This window comes from Salinicola lusitanus (genome assembly GCF_003206045.1).
Classification (GTDB): domain Bacteria; phylum Pseudomonadota; class Gammaproteobacteria; order Pseudomonadales; family Halomonadaceae; genus Salinicola; species Salinicola lusitanus.
Window position 1 is genome coordinate 142,130 of sequence record NZ_PZJM01000009.1, and the last position, 20,926, is coordinate 163,055.

Annotated in this window: 19 protein-coding genes; 4 read left to right on the forward strand and 15 right to left on the reverse strand. The window is 55.1% G+C overall.

Annotation, left to right across the window (positions count from 1 at the left end; all coding sequences use genetic code 11):
* Window positions 1-50 precede the first annotated feature (50 nt).
* Window positions 51-428 (forward strand): hypothetical protein, encoded by a 378-nt coding sequence (locus DOM45_RS20085; protein WP_157958438.1) that lies wholly within the window; start codon window positions 51-53, stop codon window positions 426-428.
* Window positions 429-495: 67 nt separating this feature from the next.
* On the opposite strand, the gene DOM45_RS14010 is transcribed toward DOM45_RS20085, so the two are convergent.
* A complete protein-coding gene (locus DOM45_RS14010; RefSeq protein ID WP_110601502.1) occupies window positions 496-1,119 on the reverse strand; it encodes a LysE family translocator in 624 nt (207 codons plus the stop codon).
* Window positions 1,120-1,347: 228 nt separating this feature from the next.
* On the opposite strand from DOM45_RS14010, the gene DOM45_RS14015 reads away from it, so the two are divergent.
* Window positions 1,348-2,121, forward strand: a complete 774-nt coding sequence (locus tag DOM45_RS14015) for an SDR family oxidoreductase (RefSeq protein WP_110601504.1) — start codon at window positions 1,348-1,350, stop codon at window positions 2,119-2,121.
* Between the two features lie 288 nt (window positions 2,122-2,409).
* Entirely contained in the window at window positions 2,410-3,423 is a 1,014-nt protein-coding gene (locus DOM45_RS14020) for a LysR family transcriptional regulator (RefSeq protein ID WP_110601505.1), read from the forward strand.
* 1,104 nt (window positions 3,424-4,527) lie between these two features.
* On the opposite strand, the gene DOM45_RS14025 is transcribed toward DOM45_RS14020, so the two are convergent.
* The 7 genes from DOM45_RS14025 to DOM45_RS14050 all read right to left on the reverse strand — a co-directional run bounded on the left by DOM45_RS14025 (window position 4,528) and on the right by DOM45_RS14050 (window position 10,678).
* Window positions 4,528-5,898: a His-Xaa-Ser system-associated MauG-like protein gene (locus DOM45_RS14025; protein WP_205909473.1), complete on the reverse strand. Its 1,371-nt coding sequence runs from the start codon at window positions 5,896-5,898 to the stop codon at window positions 4,528-4,530.
* Window positions 5,898-6,293 carry a TIGR03982 family His-Xaa-Ser system protein gene (locus DOM45_RS14030; protein ID WP_157958439.1) on the reverse strand — a complete coding sequence of 132 codons (396 nt, stop codon included), beginning with the start codon at window positions 6,291-6,293 and terminating at the stop codon, window positions 5,898-5,900. The genes DOM45_RS14025 and DOM45_RS14030 overlap by 1 nt, the downstream gene beginning before the upstream one ends.
* Window positions 6,290-6,859 carry a His-Xaa-Ser repeat protein HxsA gene (gene hxsA, locus DOM45_RS20500; protein ID WP_110601508.1) on the reverse strand — a complete coding sequence of 190 codons (570 nt, stop codon included), beginning with the start codon at window positions 6,857-6,859 and terminating at the stop codon, window positions 6,290-6,292. Before hxsA ends, DOM45_RS14030 begins: the two co-directional genes overlap by 4 nt.
* On the reverse strand, window positions 6,852-8,033 hold the full coding sequence (gene hxsC / locus DOM45_RS14040; RefSeq protein ID WP_110601510.1) for a His-Xaa-Ser system radical SAM maturase HxsC: 1,182 nt from the start codon (window positions 8,031-8,033) through the stop codon (window positions 6,852-6,854). The genes hxsA and hxsC overlap by 8 nt, the downstream gene beginning before the upstream one ends.
* Before the next feature lie 8 nt (window positions 8,034-8,041).
* Window positions 8,042-9,487, reverse strand: coding sequence for a His-Xaa-Ser system radical SAM maturase HxsB (hxsB, locus tag DOM45_RS14045; RefSeq protein ID WP_110601512.1), 1,446 nt, complete (start codon window positions 9,485-9,487; stop codon window positions 8,042-8,044).
* Complete coding sequence (locus tag DOM45_RS20090) at window positions 9,451-9,768, reverse strand: hypothetical protein (protein WP_157958440.1); 318 nt, start codon at window positions 9,766-9,768, stop codon at window positions 9,451-9,453. Before DOM45_RS20090 ends, hxsB begins: the two co-directional genes overlap by 37 nt.
* A gap of 421 nt (window positions 9,769-10,189) precedes the next feature.
* Window positions 10,190-10,678 (reverse strand): YybH family protein, encoded by a 489-nt coding sequence (locus DOM45_RS14050; protein ID WP_110601513.1) that lies wholly within the window; start codon window positions 10,676-10,678, stop codon window positions 10,190-10,192.
* Between the two features lie 522 nt (window positions 10,679-11,200).
* Here DOM45_RS14050 and fos point away from each other — a divergent pair.
* Window positions 11,201-11,629 (forward strand): fosfomycin resistance glutathione transferase, encoded by a 429-nt coding sequence (gene fos / locus DOM45_RS14055; protein WP_110601515.1) that lies wholly within the window; start codon window positions 11,201-11,203, stop codon window positions 11,627-11,629.
* A gap of 516 nt (window positions 11,630-12,145) precedes the next feature.
* Here the strand turns inward: fos and DOM45_RS14060 are convergent.
* The 7 genes from DOM45_RS14060 to DOM45_RS14090 form a co-directional block, all read right to left on the reverse strand.
* Window positions 12,146-14,353 (reverse strand): UvrD-helicase domain-containing protein, encoded by a 2,208-nt coding sequence (locus DOM45_RS14060; protein WP_110601517.1) that lies wholly within the window; start codon window positions 14,351-14,353, stop codon window positions 12,146-12,148.
* Window positions 14,350-15,219, reverse strand: coding sequence for a hypothetical protein (locus tag DOM45_RS14065; RefSeq protein ID WP_110601519.1), 870 nt, complete (start codon window positions 15,217-15,219; stop codon window positions 14,350-14,352). Before DOM45_RS14065 ends, DOM45_RS14060 begins: the two co-directional genes overlap by 4 nt.
* Window positions 15,220-16,584: 1,365 nt before the next feature.
* Window positions 16,585-17,580: a hypothetical protein gene (locus DOM45_RS14070; protein ID WP_110601521.1), complete on the reverse strand. Its 996-nt coding sequence runs from the start codon at window positions 17,578-17,580 to the stop codon at window positions 16,585-16,587.
* The gene (locus tag DOM45_RS14075; RefSeq protein ID WP_110601522.1) at window positions 17,577-19,355 is read right to left on the reverse strand and encodes a DUF927 domain-containing protein; all 1,779 of its coding nucleotides are present in this window, start codon (window positions 19,353-19,355) and stop codon (window positions 17,577-17,579) included. The genes DOM45_RS14070 and DOM45_RS14075 overlap by 4 nt, the downstream gene beginning before the upstream one ends.
* On the reverse strand, window positions 19,348-20,364 hold the full coding sequence (locus DOM45_RS14080; RefSeq protein ID WP_110601524.1) for a toprim domain-containing protein: 1,017 nt from the start codon (window positions 20,362-20,364) through the stop codon (window positions 19,348-19,350). The genes DOM45_RS14075 and DOM45_RS14080 overlap by 8 nt, the downstream gene beginning before the upstream one ends.
* On the reverse strand, window positions 20,357-20,683 hold the full coding sequence (locus tag DOM45_RS14085) for a hypothetical protein (protein WP_110601525.1): 327 nt from the start codon (window positions 20,681-20,683) through the stop codon (window positions 20,357-20,359). Before DOM45_RS14085 ends, DOM45_RS14080 begins: the two co-directional genes overlap by 8 nt.
* Window positions 20,676-20,915 (reverse strand): hypothetical protein, encoded by a 240-nt coding sequence (locus tag DOM45_RS14090; RefSeq protein WP_110601527.1) that lies wholly within the window; start codon window positions 20,913-20,915, stop codon window positions 20,676-20,678. The genes DOM45_RS14085 and DOM45_RS14090 overlap by 8 nt, the downstream gene beginning before the upstream one ends.
* Between the last annotated feature and the right edge of the window lie 11 nt (window positions 20,916-20,926).

Here is a 20,926-nt window from a genome sequence, read left to right on the forward strand (position 1 = left end):
ATGTACATTTGGTACACAAGCTATCTGCCGCGTCCCGTGTCGAGGATGAAATGCATCGTTCCAGCCCCGATGGTCTGCCTTTATCGGAAGACGACGGTCGCGCCCGACGGCGTCACACCACGGCCTTGCAGCGGTTCGACTACGCCAGTCATCAGATCGCCACCGCCTATGATCTCCACATCTGCGAGGCGGGCGTGCCCGACGTGGAAACTCGCTACGGGGCCTGCCCCCGCCACGAGGGCGGGCGCTTGGCAGCCTATCACCCCTCGTTCCATGTACCTGGCAAGAACCACACTATCGTTATCGCCGATTGCCAATTCGATGAGGAGAACCTCGCCAAGGCCTGGATAGCCGACCGCATACGACAGCTCATCCTCAGCCGGCGCGGCCAGCGGCTGCCACCGGCCAGATACCGCCGACGAGGCTAGCCGGTCGGGCATCCGCGGACCACGCCCCTGTGGAAAGTCGCGGCTGAACGCTACCATCGTTCAGCCCTCAGCTATCCGGTCGTTTCATCGCCAACAGCCCCAGGCTGAAGAGCAGCATCAGGCTGCCGCTGGCACGGTTGAACCACTGCATGGCTCTGCCGCTGCGCAGGTACTTGCCGATCCTGCTGCCCAGGACGGCATACACCGCGACTGCCAACACCTCCATCGCCAGAAACAGCGTCCCCAGGATCGTGAAGCTCAGGGCATAGTGATCGGGCGCGACGAACTGCGGAAGAAAGGCCGTGAAAATCAGAATCGCCTTGGGATTGCCGGCGGCGACCAGGAACTCCTGTCTCATCAGAGAGCCAACTGAACGGGGCACGGAATCCTCGAACTCCACGGCTCGTGGCGCGCCAAGCAACAGTTTCAACCCCAACCACGCCAGGTAGGCTGCGCCGATCCATTTGACGAGGGTGAAAAACCACATCGAGGTCGTCAGCAGCGTGCCGAGCCCGATACCGGCGATCGCGATCATGGGAATAAAGGCAGCGATGCGTCCAAGCGAAGCGATGACCGCCTTGAACGGGCCCACGCGCGCGGCGTTGGTCGTCGCCAGCAGATTGTTCGGCCCGAACGCCATGTTCAAGGCAAAACACGCCGGCAAGAACACGAGTAGGAATTCCCAATTCATGTTGCTCTCCTTGTTACCAGGCGTTCGAGGCCTGGGCGGCACCCTCGTCTCCTCCACGCTACCGGACAATCAGCCGACGGGCATCAGGCGCGGCGGATGGAACTGCCGATTGGTCGATCGCCTTGGATAGTGTTGTTCGGGCCAGGGGCATTATCTGGCGAAGACGAATCACTAGACTGCTTCTTGTCATCGGGACATTCATCACACCGACTCACAAGGAGTGCCGTCATGGCTGACCATACGCTTCAGAACAAAGTCGTGCTGATTGCCGGGGGTGCCAAGAACCTGGGAGGCCTGCTGGCCCGCGACCTGGCTCGCAACGGCGCCCAGGCCATCGCGATCCACTATCACAGCGACGCCTCCCGCGACGCGGCCGAGGAAACGGCTCGCGAGGTGAAGGCCCTTGGCGCCGAGGCTGAGCTGTTCCCGGGAGACCTGACTCGACCCGCCAACGTCACCCGGCTGTTCGACGACGCCAAGGCGCACTTCGGTAGCCTGGACATCGCCGTCAACACCGTCGGCATGGTGCTGAAAAAGCCGATGCTGGAGATCAGCGAGGCCGAGTACGACCGCATGTTCGACATCAACGCCAAGAGCGCCTTCTTCTTCCTCAAGGAAGCCGGTCGCACGCTCGACGACCATGGCAAGATCGTCACTCTGGTGACCTCGCTACTGGGCGCATTCACCCCCTTCTACTCTACCTATGCCGGGGCCAAGGCGCCGGTGGAACACTTCACCCGAGCCGCCGCGCACGAGTTCGGCGAACGCGGCATTTCCGTCACCGCCGTCGGCCCCGGCCCGATGGACACGCCATTCTTCTATGGCCAGGAGGGCGAGGACGCCGTGGCATTCCATAAATCCGCCGCCGCCCTGTCATCGTTCAGCAAGACGGGACTGACCGACATCGAGGACGTGGTACCGTTGATTCGTCATCTGGTCACCGAAGGCTGGTGGATGACGGGCCAGACGATCCTGACCAACGGTGGCTACACGACCAAGTAGCCTGGCGGGCAAGCGCCAGAGACTGGCGATACGAGGCGGAAGGAGAACGGCAGTGGCGGAACGCAACCACCCCCTGATACGCCGGCGCGGCGACAGGGAAGCACCGGGGCGCCGCATCGGGCTGCCGTTCGACCGGGTTCACGCGTTCGCGAGCCGCCCGCCAGCCCACTTCCCGCGCACCTACCTGCACCTGCTCGGTACGTCGCAGAGCTTGCTGCCGTGCCTCGCCGCCCAGGTTCTGGCCCCGGCAAGGGTGTGGCCGCCAAAGTCCCGCCGGGGAGTGCCCCCATGGTGACGCCTCCCGACGACCGCCCATCGCGGCACCTCGGCGGGCACCGCGCCGACAGAATCGACCGCCTGCGAGCCTTCGTCACGGTCGCCGAGCTGGGCAGTTTCACGCGCGCCGCGCACAAGCTGGAGTGGCCACGGGCCTCGGTCTCGCTGGCGATCCAGCGCCTGGAGAAAGCCATCGGCACGCGTCTGCTGAATCGCAGTACCCGACAGGTTCACCTGACCCATGACGGTGAACGGCTGCTCGTCCGGGCTCGCTATCTGATCGAGGAGAACGACCGTCTGGAGCGCATGTTCCTGCCGCCCCATCTCGAACTCTCCGGGCGGCTCACCGTCGACGTTCCCAGCCGAGTCGGTCGTCGCCTGCTGACGCCGGCACTGCCCGACTGGTTGGCACGGCACACCAACCTCCAGTTGCAGTTGCGAGCCACCGATCGCCCGGTGGATCTGATCGCCGAAGGCATCGACTGCGCCGTTCGCTTCGGCCCGCTACAAGACAGCACGCTGGTGGTCCAGCGGCTTGGGCGAGTGAAGATCGTCAACTGCGCCAGCCATGAGTATCTCTCCCGCCATGGCGTGCCCCAGACGCTCGATCAGCTCCTGACGCAGGGCCATCGTCTGGTCGGCTACGCCGCCAGCGAGACGGCCACCGGTGACGCCAGTACGTTCGACTACCATAGCGAGGGGGCCCCGCAGCGCCTGGAACTGCCCTGCCAGGTATTGGTCAACAATGCCGAGAACTACATCGCCTGCTGCGAGGCAGGGCTCGGGATCATCCAGGTCCCCCGCTACGACGTTCTCGACCAGCTCCGGGACGGCACCCTGGTCGAGCTATTGCCGACGTTTACCGCCGAGCCACTCGACGTCTCGATACTCTATCCCCACCGCCAGAATCGGACCCCGCGGGTCGACGCCTTCGTCGCCTGGTTCCGCGAGCTGATGTGCCCCCATCTCGAGCCGGACAACGGCGACACAGCACATCAAAGGCGATCCCAGGGGGGACTCATATAGCGACCAGCAGGATTAGAATAATAGGCATAGATATCTGTTTTTATCACGTTCTTTATCTTATAAAATATTTCTATACCTTTATCTATATCATTGCATCTCTCGGGGGAATCGGTCTCTACACACGTAAACGACAGCTATTATCAATTGCTGTTAATAGGAACAGACGAGAAGGGCTGATATTCTTCATCTGTGGTCAATGTGAAATGTTAGTGAAACGTGGAACGGCCTCCCCTGTCGTGAAGATGATCGGTGCATGATCTAAGACAACACTTCTTGCGATATCGTGAATCACCCCTAGCATTTTGGGGTAATTTATTACGCCAGAATGAGTTATTTCGAAATCAGAACTGTTATACCAAAAATCGTCGTACAAATTAGAAAATTTATCATCAGCCTTTATCAGAGTTGAAGCACCAAACTTTATAGCGGGTTCCAGCCCGATAGACCTTAATTTCTGCCAAGCTGAATCAGAGGGTGGTGAATTAAAACCCCCAGCAATTACCAAATGGCTCTCAGGAAAAATATCACTCATCCACCGCCAGACATTTAAAAGCTCGCTCACTTCAAGTTGGCGATCTTTCTAGCCGTCACCGTAGACAATATGTAAAGCAGCCAAGGTATAAAGGAAATGGTCTGATTTATCTCTAAATTGCGACATGAATGGCTCACGGGCAAAAAATATCTTTTGGATCTAAATATACTAATACTCCTTACGCATATTCGACAGCACTATCACGCCAGACAAACGCGTAGCTCTCATGGTATCTATTTCGACCGAATAAATGAGAGGTCATCGAACTCCAACCCTCACCTGTCTGTATCTCCAAAGATTTTTCAAGATCAGGCATGGCATCTAAATCCATGACCTCTTCAAGCACCCATAAACCACCACCACTTAGGACTTTTCACAACATCTAAGCGTTTTCCATTACCCCATCCCAAATGCTTTATATTCCAGCTTCCAATCGTTAATTAGGTGGAAGACTCGATTGGCGCAGCAGCTAGCAAAGAAATTACCAGTGATAACAAAAAAGCTTCTTCAAGATAACATCCTGTAAAAACCAATCATATAACTTGAACTTGGAAATCTATCAACTCAAGAAACTACTCATGCTTAATGAACTGATTCATACCAGAAGGAACTCGTTTAGGTATCGCCTCCTCGTCGGAGGCTAAGAAATCGGAATCCAAAGCGCTCATAAAGGACACCAAATTTTCGACATCCGCTTCTGAAATCGGGAAAATTTCCGCCAGAATTGGTGAGCGATATCGTAGTAGTCTACCTGCCATCTGCGCCTCACTCGGGTCATTTCGCTGCGCTCTATAAAGGTATGGCACTGGATTGAAATGGTGGATAATGATATCGGACAACTTATTGAATGACCCATTATGCCCCCAAGGACCGGTTTTAGTTACATTGCGGAGCGGAGGAGTCCTAAATAGAAATCTCTCATCGGCTTCCCCAGTGGCTTTACCTCGACCGTAATCGAGATTAGCTCCATTCTTTCCGACTGATAGCTGAGGCACGGCTAAACTATGAAACTTGAAGTCTGAGAACTCACTATTAGAGTGACATACTGCACAACGCCCTTTCCCCCAAAAAACAATGGCACCGGCTTTTTGTGAGACGGTAATCGCATTATCATCCCCAGACACATACCGATCAAATGGAGACCGGCCAACTCTAAAAGCGAAATCTATATAAGATGAAAGGGCATTCCCAACATCGACAATAGTAAATGATTTAGCATAAGGGTAAGCGTTGCCAAACAACTTTCTATATTCGGCCTGAGTTGGTGTGAGTGATTCTTCACTACCTATTAGCCGTTTCATTATATTAGAGAACACGTCAACAGAGCGCTCCTGAAAATTGTCAGAGTCGACCGACGAGTCAACGAGCTCATGGTGCAGGTTATTGCTGGAATTTCCAACTCTATCGCGTGACCTACCGAGCATCTCATCAGACTCGATTAAAGGGAAAATTGCCGCAGCCGCTAGGAGATTACGAAACCCGTCAGGCAAGTTTTCCCCAAGAGGAGTCTCAATGGTTGCGCCTACTCCAGCTTGTACCCGTCCATCCCAAAAATACGAGGAAAATTCATCACTACTGCGATTAACAAAGGGCAAAACATTTCTAGGTATAATATAAGCGCTACCTGATTCTAGCCTCTTATTACCGACTCCTTGTCCCCCGACCCCTACTGGGAATGTTAAACCATCAACACTACCGGCGCTTCGAATGTGGCACGCTGCACAGGCAACATTTTTTGGCCCACTTAAAAGTGGGTCGAAGAATAGAGCGCGCCCCAACCTAATTTCGTCATTTAATAATGGCTGGGCAGGAAAATATCTCTCCACAGAGTATGCCGCAAACACTTTTCTAATCAATGGATCATCATAAACAATTCGTTCTGCATTTGCTAAGGAGGCTATCATTTGAGTTAAACTAACTAAAAATATAATAGCCAATTTCATCACATACGATCCATTCGATGTGAATCTACCATTTGCTCAACCGTTATTTGCTCATTCTCAAGTGCCTCAAGACCCAGAATGGCAAGCTCATTGTCTGATACACCCTCGGAGAGCATCTTTTTCCTCAGCTTGTCATACTCGTGGCACACTAACATACCAACGTCAGCGCTAAGCCGCATATCAGGCAATTGCTCTCTTTCAAATTCAAGCTGTCTAATTGTAACTTCTTCATGCATCGCCATGTCGCATTCATACGCTAGCCGCTTGTAGTTGTTAGCATTTTTGGACATTGTCAATTTAGATTCAATATTTTCATAAGCCCATAGACTACACACTCCAATACCAATGCCAGCCCCTAAAGCACAGACATGAGTGAATACGTGGTTCAGCTTCATCGAGCTACTACATTTAGCGAATTCAAAGTTTCGTTTGTCATTCGACCAGTGACTTCTAAATGATTGTCTTTCTGGAAGCTGCGCAAAGCAGATCTAGTTTTCGGCCCCATGACTCCATCCACACTTCCCGGCTCGTAACCCTGCACGACCAAGGCGAGTTGAACTCGCCTCACAAGATCCTGCAGAGAAACATCTGAAGGATCAATATCATTGCCACTGCGAGAGGTCACCGTAGCGGGCCGGCCTGGATCTACCGGTTGGCTCGACCCTGTAGTTCCTCTCCTCACTCCTGAGCTGGGTAATGGCGGACGTGGTGAGCTATATCTTTTACTCGGCGCAGAATAAGATCCGCTGCCAGAGCGGTGCGATGCATGAGATGAATGCGAGGAATGGGACCGGTGCGCTGCATACATATTGTCGCCCGGCATGTTCAGCGGACGGAGACTAATAGGAGTCAGATCTGGTGTGAATTTCGTATCTGACGTTATTTCAGTCGCGCTAGCATTCGCATTGAAACCTGCTGCACCAGCCAGAAAAAGTGATAGTGATTTAATGAACCTAGGCATATTGGACCACCTCAATTTTTTCTAATTTTGTAAGCTCTTTGGAAGGGTCGAACCATTCAAAAACACCGGAGCAATCTGGCTGTTCAGCACAACCGTCGCACTCTGGTAGAAATTTTTGTTTCCAGTCAGATATACTCTTCTGCGCGTATTTTTTTAAACTGTTAGGTAGCACACACAGAGGCATGTTCATCAAAACCACAGGTACCCGATACCTCTCCAAAATTCGCACGCTCTCTTGGAGAGATGAGTGCCATTTTCTAAGATCTGTATTGCAAACATCACGATTCGCCAAGGCGAATCCGATGGGCTCGCATCCCATCAACGCGACTTCTCTAACGAAAGGAAGGTTTCTTCCAATAAACTCACAAAGCTCTGTTAAGTTTTCAAGCACCGGCTCTATTAAAACCGTTCTAACTTGTATTAACTGCTGGTAGCTGTGAAGTTCAAGCATTCCCAGCAGCGTTTCGTCGAAGGCGCCATATCTTTGTACAACGAAGTCGTGAAGATACTCAACATGTCCATAAAGAGGGATCATCCAAGTGACATTAGCTTTAAGGTCTCTCAGTAGATTTTTTGCGTGAGTAGAGTCCGAGAGCAAACGACCGTTACTAAGAATGTCGAATTCAGTCATGGGATGATCTTGAAAAAATGTGTCAAAGACAATTTTGAGATCGTCACTTAATAATAAAGGCTCCCCACCTGTGAAGCCGATATTCTTAGGATTGTCACGAATATGCCGTGAAACTTCAATCGCTTCATCGATCAGCCATGAATCGTCATGACGTGTAGGGGGCTGCGAGCACATCAAGCAATTGCTATTACACCTATTGGTGAGAAATACCGTGTGGTGAGAATCTGCCTCCCTATAAAGCACATGTACATGATTCATCCCATCATGTGTGGCTACGACGTCCCCATCGAAAACAAAGTCAAAGTCAGTTACTACCCACTCCCAAGCCCATGACGACAATATTTCTTTAGCCCTGGCCATAGGCCAGACGTTATTAACACCCGCTTCAGAAAGCTTTAACAGCAATTCCAAACTCTTTGAGTCTTCAATTTTTACAATAAAATTGAGGTCCGACCTCCACTCGTTTTGGATATTTTCTAGATGACATATCCTAGCTACGACTCTTTGATTAAAGCCGCTTGTTAGAGCAGTAATTTTTCTCATGTCATCCTCTAACTCGCTGGGTAAGCCCATTGATATGCCAAGTCTAAATCACATGGATCAGCATTTTTCAGCTTCTTGAAAAAATAGTCGAAAAACCATTTATTCCTTTTGCAGTGATCAGTTTCCAATACATTGCCCCCCATGAAACCGTTTTGGGCCTGTTCACTAACAGGATCAGGACCGCAATAATTGTTGAAAGCACACTGTTTGCAACCATCTCTTTCGGCGGAAAGACTGCTAGCAACGATGCTTTTAACAACATCATGGTTTCTGTAATGACTTAGGTGTTCCCCAATCTCTCCAAGACGCAAACTTTGGTCGCCAGTCTCAGCGAGCATTCTAGCTTCGTCACTTGGATAGACAAAGCCATCATAGTTAAAAACTAAAGTGGCGAGACCGGCTCCATTGGGACTTTGCAAATCTACATAGCCGGCGTCAAACGGTGATAAAATTTTATTGAAAATTAGTGAAGCCGTGGCTTCCCGTAATTCTACACCTTGTCGATTCCAATATAGAACTCTATTGAATGCCTGGTCGTAAAAATCCAAGAAATCCTGGACTGTATAACCCAGCCTTTTTATATTCCGATTAGCAAAACCGTACAAACTTAAGGGGCGTATGAATATTTCATTGAACCCAAGTCTTATATATTCATCAACTATCTCATTGGCGTAATTCAGCGATTTTCTTGTCGTGGTCATCAAAGCAGAGACTCGATCCGCTCCTATCAAATCACGCGCCAGCTTGATACCTTCTACTGTTCTTTCAAAAGAATTTTTCCCTGGGATAGGTCGATTAACATTATGCAACCATGCAGGTCCATCGATACTTGTGGAAAGATACACATCCTTAGCCCTGAAGTACTCGCACATTTCCGCCGTTAGCTGGTGTAAAGTGGAGGTTATTACGAAGCGAATCTTTTTATCACTATCGCTTCTTTTCTTGTCTATTTCATCAATTGCATAACGAATCAGATCAAAGCGCAGTAAGGGATCGCCACCTTGAAACTCAATTGTTATGGCATTTGATGATGTTTGAAACACAGCCTCAGCTATCTTATCAACATCTTTTTTTGACAACGAATAGTTCGTATCATTTAGGCTTCTACTAACTTGGCAATACTGACAGGTATGCTCGCATTGTAGTGTTGGAACGACAATAAATAATGACACTCCCCCTAAAACGGTTTCCTTCTTTGAGATAATTCGCGACTGGATAAGCCTTAAACTAGACCTTTTAAGTCGCCCTTCTGGAGCAACGAAATATTTTGCTTCTAGCTGGTTTTTTAACTTACTGCTCAGTTCGTCCGGCTTTTTAAGTAAAGTACATAACTCATTTTGCTTTAGAAAGATATAGTCACCAGAAATACTAGCAGCAACTATGTTATTAGTATCTAAGCGATGAAAATTGAACGGAATTAATCCCAAAGACCTTGTTGTTTCAATGCTCGACATACGATGTCCCTGGCCAGATCTGAATACTGTGATTTATTATTGATGCTGATGCGCATACAATCATCGGAAACTGCCATCTTTACTTTATTTTCAAGATAATTTGAATCTTCAGCTCCATCCACACTCACATTGAAACAAGCAAAACTCTTTTTCGTTATCTCAACCGATTCTAAAAAACTCAACAAAAATCTCATCTCATTCAACGTGTAATCTTTTCCTGTATGGATAATAGTGCTTTGATACTCCGAACGCTCACTTGTTATTAGACGAACATTTTTCACTTATACCCCCTTTAACCTTTATCAAAGTGTGCTCGCTATCTGGCGTCTGATGCTGCTTTACGAGTGAGCTGTCCAAGGTATCCGACAAATAGCTAACATCCCGCTTGTGTGGACAGCCTGAGCCTCATCAAGCCTTGACAGCATCATCTTTTGTATCAATTTGGCACATCTGATCCTACATCTCTATCTGGTGTGAGTAGCCTTTCGTCGAGTAAGCAGCAAAATGCATCATTTCGCATCGTTTTTTCCACTAGTCGCCGCGCCGCCCAGTAACCGCGCAGTTTGAACCCACCGCTGCCATTGCAACAAAACCGACCCATTTAGCGCACGGGCGGGGCGGGGAGTCGACAGCGCGCCAGCGAGTCGCAAGCGGATCGAGCGGCGAAAGCTGGCCACGTGAGCGCGACTCAGACATAGCCGCTTACTCGCTGCTAGAAGAGGGCTCGAGCAGCCACCTCGAGCCGTACGCTGCTAGAGCACTACAGCGCCCAGAAGCGTCCTCGAGAAGATCTGTGCCATAGGAGTTGTCGACGGTGCAGGGCCATTGCCCGTCCGCTGAGCGGCGGAAGACATACGTAGCCTTACGTCTCATTGGTATGAGCGCTCCACCGTCGCCATTTGGAATCTCGAGCAGTGTTTCCATGACTACCAGCGCGGTGTCGCTGCCTTCGACGATCTCCATGGCTCCCTGGGTCACGGTCAGCCGATGCTCGAAGTGATCGGCGATGGCTTCGAATGCTAGTCGAATGCGTGCTCTGCCGGATACGACTAGGCCAGGCTTCACCACCAGGGTGGCGTCCTCATCATAGATCGCCATTAGACGGTCAAAGTCCTCGGCGGTGATCAGACGGTCGGCCTGCCGAATGAGAGCGGCGACGGGATGTGATTCAGCGGAAGGATTGTCTGCCATGGGAGGCTCTCGACTTGGCCTCCTGGAAGAGATGATCACCCGACGTCGGAGGCAGGTGGTGAAAGGCGAACGCTACCCCACCCTGCCGTGCAGGATACAAATGATACGGATGGCGTTCGCGGGAAAAGTCGTCATGGCTTCAATTTACCCAATTCGCTCGCCAGGGGGCGAATGATCAACCGCATGATTGTGCAATTCTGCGTCGCTTCACAATCGGTAACGTTTCTCATCTTCCCAATGCGTTGTTACACACGTGATTTCTTAGTGGGACCAGAGGGAAATAGCCTGAGTGTTCCTGATTCCTTCCTCCAACGTGTCGAACGCCATTGAACCTAGGATTGGGCAAACTCCCTCCCTCCTGACACGCGAAGGGGTTGGATGGGGTTACGGTCGAGGCTGGCCAGCGGTCGTTTCACTTCCCGGCCCGATCCTTCGACCCCGCAGCTTTCATTGATGGCCAGCGATTGCGATGCTCTGATCCTCGTGAGATTCAGAAAAATCTGTCACATGCAGGAGCCAAGCATGCTCAAGGGTCTAAACCACCTAACACTCGCCGTCTCTGAGTTGAGTAGAAGCACTGAATTTTACCGGGAAACGCTTGGGCTGACGCTGAATGCCCAGTGGGATACGGGAGCGTACCTATCGCTTGAGGGATTATGGCTTTGTCTCACCCTGGACGAGCACCGCGGCAGCGAACCGCATCCCGAATACACACACTACGCCTTCACGGTTACGGCCGATGAATTCACGCCCACCGTCGAACACCTGAAAGCCAAGGGCGTGAAAGCGTGGCGGCAGAATCGAAGCGAGGGAGATTCGTTCTACTTCCTCGATCCTGATGGCCATAAGCTCGAGATCCACGTGGGTGATCTAAGCAGCAGGCTGGAAGCCTGTAGGCAAAAGCCCTATTCCGGCATGGAGATTCTGACCTGGCCAGATGACGGCGATTGATTCGGTTTTTCTGATAGTTAGAGGCACTGGGGTATAGCGAGGTTTTACGAACAGGGGGTTATAAACCCTGATCTGTACCACATTGCGGCTGGATTCGGTAGGAACGCTTAGGAAGGGAAAGGACTAAAAACTACTGATTTATAAGCGTTTTGCTTACGATTTTTGGACGTTCTCGGAAGGTTCAGGAAGTCCAGATGGCGCGCCCAGCAGGATTCTATAATGACAGGTAAATATCTGTTTTAGTTTAAAATTCCCTAAGTTCGAAAATCTAGATATACCATACAATATACCTCTCAGCCTCATAGCTAACCGTATGGCCGCCCCACCTGCGACCATGTAGCTACCGCTCCAGGCCGCCTAGAGAGCACGTCTATGGGCAGCTGCCCCTACTGACCGCTTGCAAACTTTTCTTCCGCGCTGTTTTAACCAGAGCATTGATAGCGGCCAATTCGAGCAAGCAAAGCCAGTAGGGAGCAAACGTTGGCACAATCTTCGCCATCCGCTAATGCGAAGTTTTTAGCTAACGCGCCGCAAGGTTTCGTTGGCCAACGGCACATCCAACAATTGACATGGCCCGCCTAATTCCTTGGAGCTTGCCAGCACAATGTTACACGCGGCCCGACTCGCGCCGAGATAGATGCGCGATACATAGCGTCGACGTGAGCCTTGGCTTTGTTCTTCGTCGTAGTCCGCACTGTTCACATGGATGAGAAATACAGTGTGAAACTGTAGCCCTGCCACAAACTCCGGCATGCTGAAGACGCATTTCTTTTTTGCGTAACGCAGCTCTTTGAAGTCTTCGCGCGATGTGATCGGCACAAATTTTTCCCGAACGCGACCGGCGACGCGAATCTTACCAAACAGCTCCTCGTTCAGGCACAACACAGCCACTTGGCTACCGCCGCCATCGATTTCACGAGCCATACGGGCGGCTTGCTCAAACACGCTATCGACTAGTTTAATGTCAGTTTCGTAAACGATGAGAGTGGGCGTTTCGCCGTCCTCTTGCTGCGAGTCGACCACATAAGTGGCGTACTCGCCCTCTAAGTCCATGGCCGGGAAAGCAGCATCGAGGTCACGCAGGAACGCGGTGATCTGTGGTGTCGAGCGATAGACCTGTTTGAGTTCAGTCAGAACGGATTCACCGACTCCAGGATTACGGAACTTCTCCATTCCTCCACTAATGGCGATGTCGCTGGTGCTCTGCTTTATATCGTATGCCATGAGTAACGGCCAGCGGCCGCCAATCTGTGCTCGCGTCTTAAATAAGTTATGGAGCAACATAGCTTCGGCGCGCGTGAAGTAGTGGTATTCGTCGACAAATACTAAATCAAAACCATCCCGCTCGCGCAGCGCCCCCCATTCATGGGTGTCGAGGTAGCCGTCGAAGTCAGCGATCATTTGGTCCATGCTGAGCATCTTCTCCGTTCGCAGTAATGCCCGATAGACATCATGGATCTCTAGGACTACGCGCCGATGGGCTTCACTGGGTAAAACCATCTGCCAGGGCTCCCTAGAGCCGCGCGCGTAACGGTTGGCTTCGTGGGTATCCTTCTTGATAGCTTCTAAGTCCAGCACGCAGGCAAACTCGTTCATGAGTTCGTCAACGAGCGAGGCGTCTTCTTCGCAATGCTCCAGTCGCTTCTGAAAATCAGGACATCCGGGAAATATATCAAGTACGATACGAGGGTCCTGCACAACTTGATCGATGGCCTGCTTAATTAGCATCCGCTGGTACTCTCGACCATCACTACCGTCCAGAGATAAGGGCTTCAGGCCCTTCTTCTCGTAGCCCAACTTCTCCTGCGCCAACTCATAAACGGTACCGATCCAAAGCTTAGGCTGCCCGGAAGGGGTCTTGAGGAATGTCCAACGTTCCGTGGGGTCTAGTGCGTGTAGCATGCCTCGCACGATCGTATGGGCCAATGCAGAGCTGTGGGTCAAGAATGCGAAAGTTTTGTCCCCGTCAGTTTCGGCATACAGATCGCGTAAACACTTCACTACCATTGATTGTGTTTTGCCTGTGCCTGCGGCTCCACGCAGCCGCACGGGCCTGTCATGCGATTGATCGACGAATGTGCGCTGCTCGCGGTTCAAGCGCTTGTCATACCACTCCTGTAATGTCCCCGCACTCGCCAGTCGAACAAGAGGCTCGGACAGAAGAACTCCAAAGTTCCCCACGGGCGGAGAAGCCGGAGGATCTGCTAGCAGTGCATCACAGATTCCTTCCACCGCGCGTCTATACAACGCGCGATCCTCCGACACTCCATCCAAATCTTCTGGGTTGCTAGTGACGGCAAATGCATAAAGATTGTTGGTGCCATCAGGTGATTGATCAAAGTAGATCCGTTGCTGAGTGTCGCGGATAGACTGCGCGAAAATCGAAAGCCGTGAGCCGGCGTGATACGGCTGCCACTGCACGGGAATGGCAATATTGCGGTCGAAGTGGCGCAAAGCCACGCGAAGCACCCTCTCAAAAGCCGTGCGTGGCTTGGCAAGCCCGGTCGCGGGAGCGAATACACCAGTATCAATTATCAGGTAGCTATCGCATATGTCTGCATTCCTTGACAGCAGATAGACGATGTCTTTCGATTCCACGCGGCGCAAACCATCAGCATTCTGCGGCACCTCGAACTTCTGCAGCCAAGCATCCTCTATAAATGCTCGATCTAGGATGTTTATGGCCTTTTGGTCAATTACAAGGGCGGATAAGGTCGTCGTCATGTTCTTACCTCGTTCGTATTATTTTCAAATATTTCCTCGACCGTGAGTTCGGCTGCGGTTTCGCAGGCAGACTCGAAGGACGTGGGCATGCCAATACGTGAGAAGAGGAATGCCAGTTTCTGCGTGATCGAGAAGCGCACGCCGTCGCTAAGACGGCCTAAGCGATGAAAAGCACGCGGGTGGTCATTGATACGAGCGTCCTGCTCTGTGAGGTACAGGTCGAAGGCCATAATGGTCCGCATTGAGCGCAGCATTACCACATAGCCGAACCCGGGCTGCCGGGGCAGCTCTGGAAGTACGAAATAGTCCGGGAAGCCGCCGTCGTCTTTTAAAGCATTGCGTATGCTTTCCCGCTGAGTCCTCTCTTCGACGCCGAAGAGTGTCCATGCGGCCTTCAAACGGTTGAAAGCGCTCTGAGTTTCGTCGGTGTTCACCGTGAGCGCAAAGCCTTGGAGATCGCGCAGCGACTTGCTATCAGGTGTTGGTGCCTTACCGGTAGCACTCGTCAGGATTCCTTCGGCAGTATTGCTGCGCAGCCATTGCCTCAATGACTCGTGTGTAAGTGCCGCAAGACCGAGCTGCTGTTTACGTATCTGAGCATTTAGATAATCGCATATCGCGTTGGAACGCTTCTTGGAGAGCTTGCGCAACTGCTCTTCTGCCCAAGGGCCTTTTATGTAGGTTGTCATTGGCACGATTTCCAACCAGGTGTAGCGTTCGCTGGCTTTCTTATTGGCGATATCGCAATCTGCTGTAATCACCATTCCAAGCCTCTCTGCTTCACCTGTCTTGGGGTTGAGTTTACGGATAATATCGCCCTGGCGAATTTCTTCCGTGTCATCAATTTTCACGAACATTTCCGTCATCCACTCTCTCTTTATTTAGCAAGGGCAGGAATTTTCCCACAAGATATTAACCACCACTTGTGTATCTTAATTTCGACCTTGAACCAGGCATTCTATCGATCAATGTAAGCAATTCTAATAGCGCATAAACTGGCTATGATTTACTGAAAACGACGGCAAAGATTCTTAGGCGGTAGGTAGGCCTTAATCAGAAGATCTCGCGACGCATCAAAACGCGTCATCCCACACTATTTGTCCGCCCCTTCACTCGCCCCGCCCCCAGTTCTTATCTGACCTGAAGTCCTATGCAACGCTGCATCAACACCGCCCCATTTAGCGCACAGGCGGGACGTCGACAGCGAACCGTCGTTGAATGCAGCAGTTGAGGATGTCCCGACCCTGTAAGACGATCAGAACTAAGCGCACAGTTACCATATGGTAACACTTTGACTTACTCAGGCTCTCTCAGGAATGCCCCTTTTGTCTATCGGACGTCATGCGAACAGACTTGAGCGTTTTTCACCCTCTATTAACCGTTGGGAGTGGGTGAAACTGCATAAATCCGCATAATTTTTCTGCACCGTCTCCCCCGCATCCGCGCCAGCAGTAGTGCGGCTCGGGGCGGTTTCTGCATCTGCGTAATTTTCGACCCATTTAGCCCGCGGGCGGGGCGGGGTGCTGATCGCGCGGCGTGGGGGCGCACTGCCGAGGCGGGGTCATAGTGCCGCTGTAGGCAACGTGGCGGGCAATCTTGGTCCATTACGTCGGGTCGGTGCACCAGGACGCTCTCGCTGGCTCTGGTGCCCCCTCAAGCGATCTCTATTGGCCAGGATCGGGTGACAGACCCAACCCCATCGCTCGCCAGGAGGTGAAGGGGTCAGTGCGTCGCCGTGGGTGTCGTGTGTCTCAGATCCCCCAATATTCCCCTGACTGTTTTCAAAAATCGTGGCAACGCGGCAACGGTGGTAACATCCTTTATTTTCAATGAGTTATGCATGGCAACGCGTTGCCGCCACTTTTCAAAATGGCAACAGGGTCAGAGGGGGACTACTGATACAAGGAGATGTGTTGCCATTGTTGCCATTCCCTTATTCCTATAGGCAACGCTACAGCCCCCGTCATTGCTGGGCGTTGCCTTGTTGCCAGTGTTGCCACAAAAACTAGGTTCCTGTGAAAAACTCCTTTCTCGGTGGCCGGGCCGGTCGCCATGGTGTCGGCGGGTCGCCGTCCAGGTGCAGAGACTCCCTCTCTGGCGAGCGATGGGGTTGGGTGGGGTGACGGTCTCGGCTGGCCGGTTGTCGTGTCGCTCTCCGACGCGAGCCGCCGACCACGCATGAAAAAGGCCTCCATGGGGGAGGCCTCGATCAGACGTGATTGGAGTCGGAGCTAGTGGGGGATCTGGAGCTCGGCCTGCAGCTCATTGACGCGCCTGACTCGACCGATGTGAGTCTCGTAGATGTTGCGCCCATCCTCGCAGTTCAAAGGTGCGAGCCCGGACAGCGTCTCGTCGCTGACGGGTTCGATGCCTTTGGGCACCGCAGCCACCACCATTTCACCGAGTGCGGCCAGATAGCATCGCTCGACCTCGTTCGCGAGCGTCGCTCGCTGATCCGGACTCATGTGGTGCTTGATGTCGGGGCCCGGTTGCGTGCCGACGTCGGCGCCGAAAGCCGCCCACATATAGGGGATATCGTTGCACAGGTCGGCCTCGATCCGGCTTCTCAGCGTCTGGAGGCGGGACGCTACCGTCTCGCCTTGCGGCGAATCGAACAGGCTCTCCATGGCGTCGAACAGCGCCGACTGATTGTCCGCCTTCCGAGCGTGGCGGAGGGCGCGGCTGAAGGCTTCACGCGCCAACTGCGTCTGGAGCCTCATCCACTCCATTTGCGGTTTGATCCGCTCCAGCATTTCGGTCTGCTGCTCGGCCTCGAGCTGCCATTCGCGTTCCGCCTTGCACTGGCTGCGCAGGCTTTTGCTTTGAGCGCCCATGTTTTCTCGAAACTCACGCTGCCAGTTCTGGCTGGCCTCGTCGCGCTGACGCTCGGCGGCGGCTTTCATCTTGGCGATGGTCGCTTCGTTCTCGGCTGCGCCCTTTAGCTGCTCTCGCTTTTCGAGGTAGTCGGCTCGGGTTTTCTCCAACCGGGCGAGCACACGCTCCCGCTCCATGGGATCCACCGCGCTCTCGTACGGCACGAATCGAAAATCGCACTGGGCAAGCCGGCCCCGCTCGAGTTTGGGGCGGGCATTGGCGTCGGTCATGGTCTCGGTCTCTCCGGTCGGTTGCGTGTGGCTGTCGGCGTTGTGGGTCATGTCGGTCATGCGGGTGTCGCTCCTGGTCTCGGTGGCTGGCTGGGGTGGATTGGCCGGGCGCGGATCGGTCATGTCGCGCCTCGGTCGCTGTCGAGCTTGTCGGGATCGATGACGAAGAACCGTGCCGATCCGCCCCCTGGCAGGCGATAGTTCTTCTGGTGGCGGTTGCCATCGCTCTTGGCCAGCACGCCGCTGGTCTCGAGCGTGCGGATGATGCGAGCGCGTCCGTAGCCGTCGGCGGCCTCGGCCAGCGAGGCGCGGTTGAACAGATAGAGCCGCTTGCCGTTGTCGATCTCGAAGTACCCGGCGCGATGGCGCACGTTGGGGTTGGGCAGCGTGGCGGCGATGTCGGAGAACCGGCTATCGCCGTGCAGGGCGATGAAGTCGGAGAGGGCGGCCAGGATCTGGCGATCCTCGGCATTCCCGTCGCCCACGCTGGCGAGCCACTCGAGGAACAGTTGCCGGCAGGCCCGGGCGGCACTGGTGGGCGGCCAGGGTAGGAGGCCGTATTCGATGCCGAGCTCGCCGGCCAGACCGATGACGGCGAAGCGGTCGGCGACCCGGCCCGCCTGGGGGCTCGACGTCTCGAAGCGCTGGCGCACCTCCTTGAAGCGACGGTGAAAGTGATCGGGGTCGCTCTCCGTCACCAGCCGCTCGACGAACGCGGGCCCGATCTGGCCGAAGTGCTGCGAGGCCGCCGTGGTCAGTCGGCGGTGGAACGACGCGCCATCGGTGCCGTGCACGTCATCGAACGCCCGATAGGTGCGGGTGCCGGCGTTGACGTCGACCATGCGTAGCTCGGCCCCGGCGTGGGCGCTGTTACCCGAGATGGCCGCGTGTTCGGAGAGCGAGCGCTCGCCGCTGGAGAGCGCCAGCACGCGCCAGTAGAGCTTGGGCCGTCCTTCCCGCTCCCGGGTCATGGTGCCCTTGCCGGTCCCGTTGGCGATGGCGTAGGCCATCTCCTGGACGCGCTTGGGATCGGCGCGCTTGATCTCGTCGAGGATCAGCACCGTGTCGTTGCGCGAGGAGGCCTCGATCTCGATGCCGCCCTTGGACATGTCCCAGGACGCGGCGAAGACGCCGGGATTGCCCCAGACCGACGCGGCGAGGGACTGCGCCAGCGATTTACCGCTGGAGGAATCGCCGACCAGATGCACGCCGCCGCCGTTGACACCGACGCGGGACAGCAGCGGCCCGGCCAGCGCGCAGCCCACCGCCAGGATCAGCACCGGGTTACCCTGGCAGTAGTGGGCCACCTCGGCCTGCCACGCCTCGAGCGTGCCCCGCTCGGTGAAGAGGTGGGCGGCCTTGCCGCTGTCCTGAAAGCGCACGTCGGCATCGCCGATGATCCGGTTGGGAAGCACGAACGCGCCGCTGGTGTCGTGCCAGCCCGGGCGGGTGGTGGTGGCCAGGATGCGGTCGAGGCCGTGGTGGCTGGCGATGTAGGCCGGCACGTGGCGGCGCTGGTTGTACTCGATCTCCAGCCCCTGGCGCATGAGCGCCTTCAACACTTCCTCGCCCTTGCCGGCGAGCGCTTCCATCGGCATGACGTGTTCCACCGAGCGGCCCCGGTGACGAAAGCGCAGCAGACGCCCCACGCTGCCGTCGTCGCTGTTGACGGTCTCGGCGTCGACGTGGAGCGGCGCGCAGATCCAGACGTCGTAAGGCTGGCCGGCCTCGTCGCCGTTGGAGTGCTTGATGCCGTGGAACCACGTCCCGGCGCGGAACGTCTTGCCATCGGCGCTGATCGGTCCCTCGTAGACCGCGAAGGCGGGCCGCTCGAGGCGGTCGAGGTTGGGGGCCGTTGGCTCGCCGACCAGCGAGAGGGTGGGTTGCGATTCACTCATGGTCACCTCCGGCCTGCTCGGCATCGAGCCGGGCACGGTGCCAGCGATACAGGTCGTTGAAGTCGGTCAGATCGTCGGGGCAGTCGTCCGGCCACTTGGGATAGAGCACCATCGCGCCGACGGCTAGCGCGGCGTCGTTGGCCGCCTGTCGTCCGGGATTGCCCGCCGTCTGTCGGTCGTCGTCGCCGGCGATAACGAGATCCAGCGAACCGTTCAGTGCCTTGCGCAGCTTTTCGGCGACGGCGCGCAGGTTGCCGGCGTTCATGGCACACACGGCGGGATCCCCGGTAAGGCGATGGAGCGTCGCCCCGGTCGCCCAGCCTTCGCAGACGTACACCCGGCCACCCGGCACGATCTCGCCGATCACGGCGTAAGCACCCTGGACCTGCCCGCCCTTGAGAAAGCGCTTCTGCCCGTTGGGCGTGATCCACTGCAGATTGACCAGCTCGCCGCCGGAATGGAGCGGCACCAGCAGCCAGCCACGGCGACACTGACGCAGGTGGTAGGCCGGGATGCCCTTGTTCATCAGGTAGGGATGCGTCGAGGGCGCGGGCCGTGCGGCGCGCCATGCCGACCGCGCCCGGTCCGCCGCTTCCTGGCGAGCGTGTTCCCGCTCGGCGGCGTCGTCCTCGAGGCGTTGGCGATAGGCCACCATCGCGGCGGCCTCGGCGGCGGCGTTCACCGGTGGCGTGACGCCCCGGCGAAACACGCCCAGCCCCAGGCGGCGATCGATCGCCATGGCGGCGTCGACCTGACGGCAGGCGTTGAGGTAGCTGTAGAGCGAGACCAGATCGCCGCCGTGGGCGCTGTTGTCGGCAAAGTCGTTCCACTTGCCGCTAACCAGCGACACACCGAACGAGCCGCTGGCACGGTCGCCCCGGGCGACGTTGCGGGCGACCCACTCGCTGCCCCGGCGGCTGCCCTGGGGCAGCCATTCGCGGGCGAGGGTCTCGGCGTGGGCCAGCGAGGCGCGGGACACGCGCTGGATCTTGGCGATGACCTCAGACATGGCCACCTCCCGTCCCGTGCGCCCGATGAACGGCCTGCCGCTGGGCGGCGCGCTGTTCGGCGTCGAGACGCCGGGCGGCCACCAGCAGGTCGCTGGCGTCCCCGGTGAGGTAGCGCGAGACCGTGGCCAAGTTGGAGAGATCGACCGAGGTGAGGTCGCGATCCTGGCCGTTCATGGTCGAGAGCGTGAACATCAGATCCTTGACCGCATCGAGGCGCATCTCGGCGTGATCGAGCAGCGTTTCGCGGTCGGCGCGCGGATCGATCAGCAGGCACTCGGATTCGGTCAGGCAGTTGGCGTCCTCGAGGCGCTTACCCATGGGTCGCCCCCTCGGCCATCAGGATGTCGAGGTCGGCCAGGAACTGTTGGCGCTCTTCCTGGGTGATCGCGCCCAGCTCGGCGGCCATGCGGGTCATGCCCAGCAGGTGAGCGAGCTGTTCGGGACGACGATTGACGCGAAAGGCGATCAACTTCGCGCCGATGACGGCGGTGGCAATTTGATGCGGGGGAATAACGGATCGTGCGGACGCACGGGGGGCGTGTTCTGCCATGGGTGAGGCTC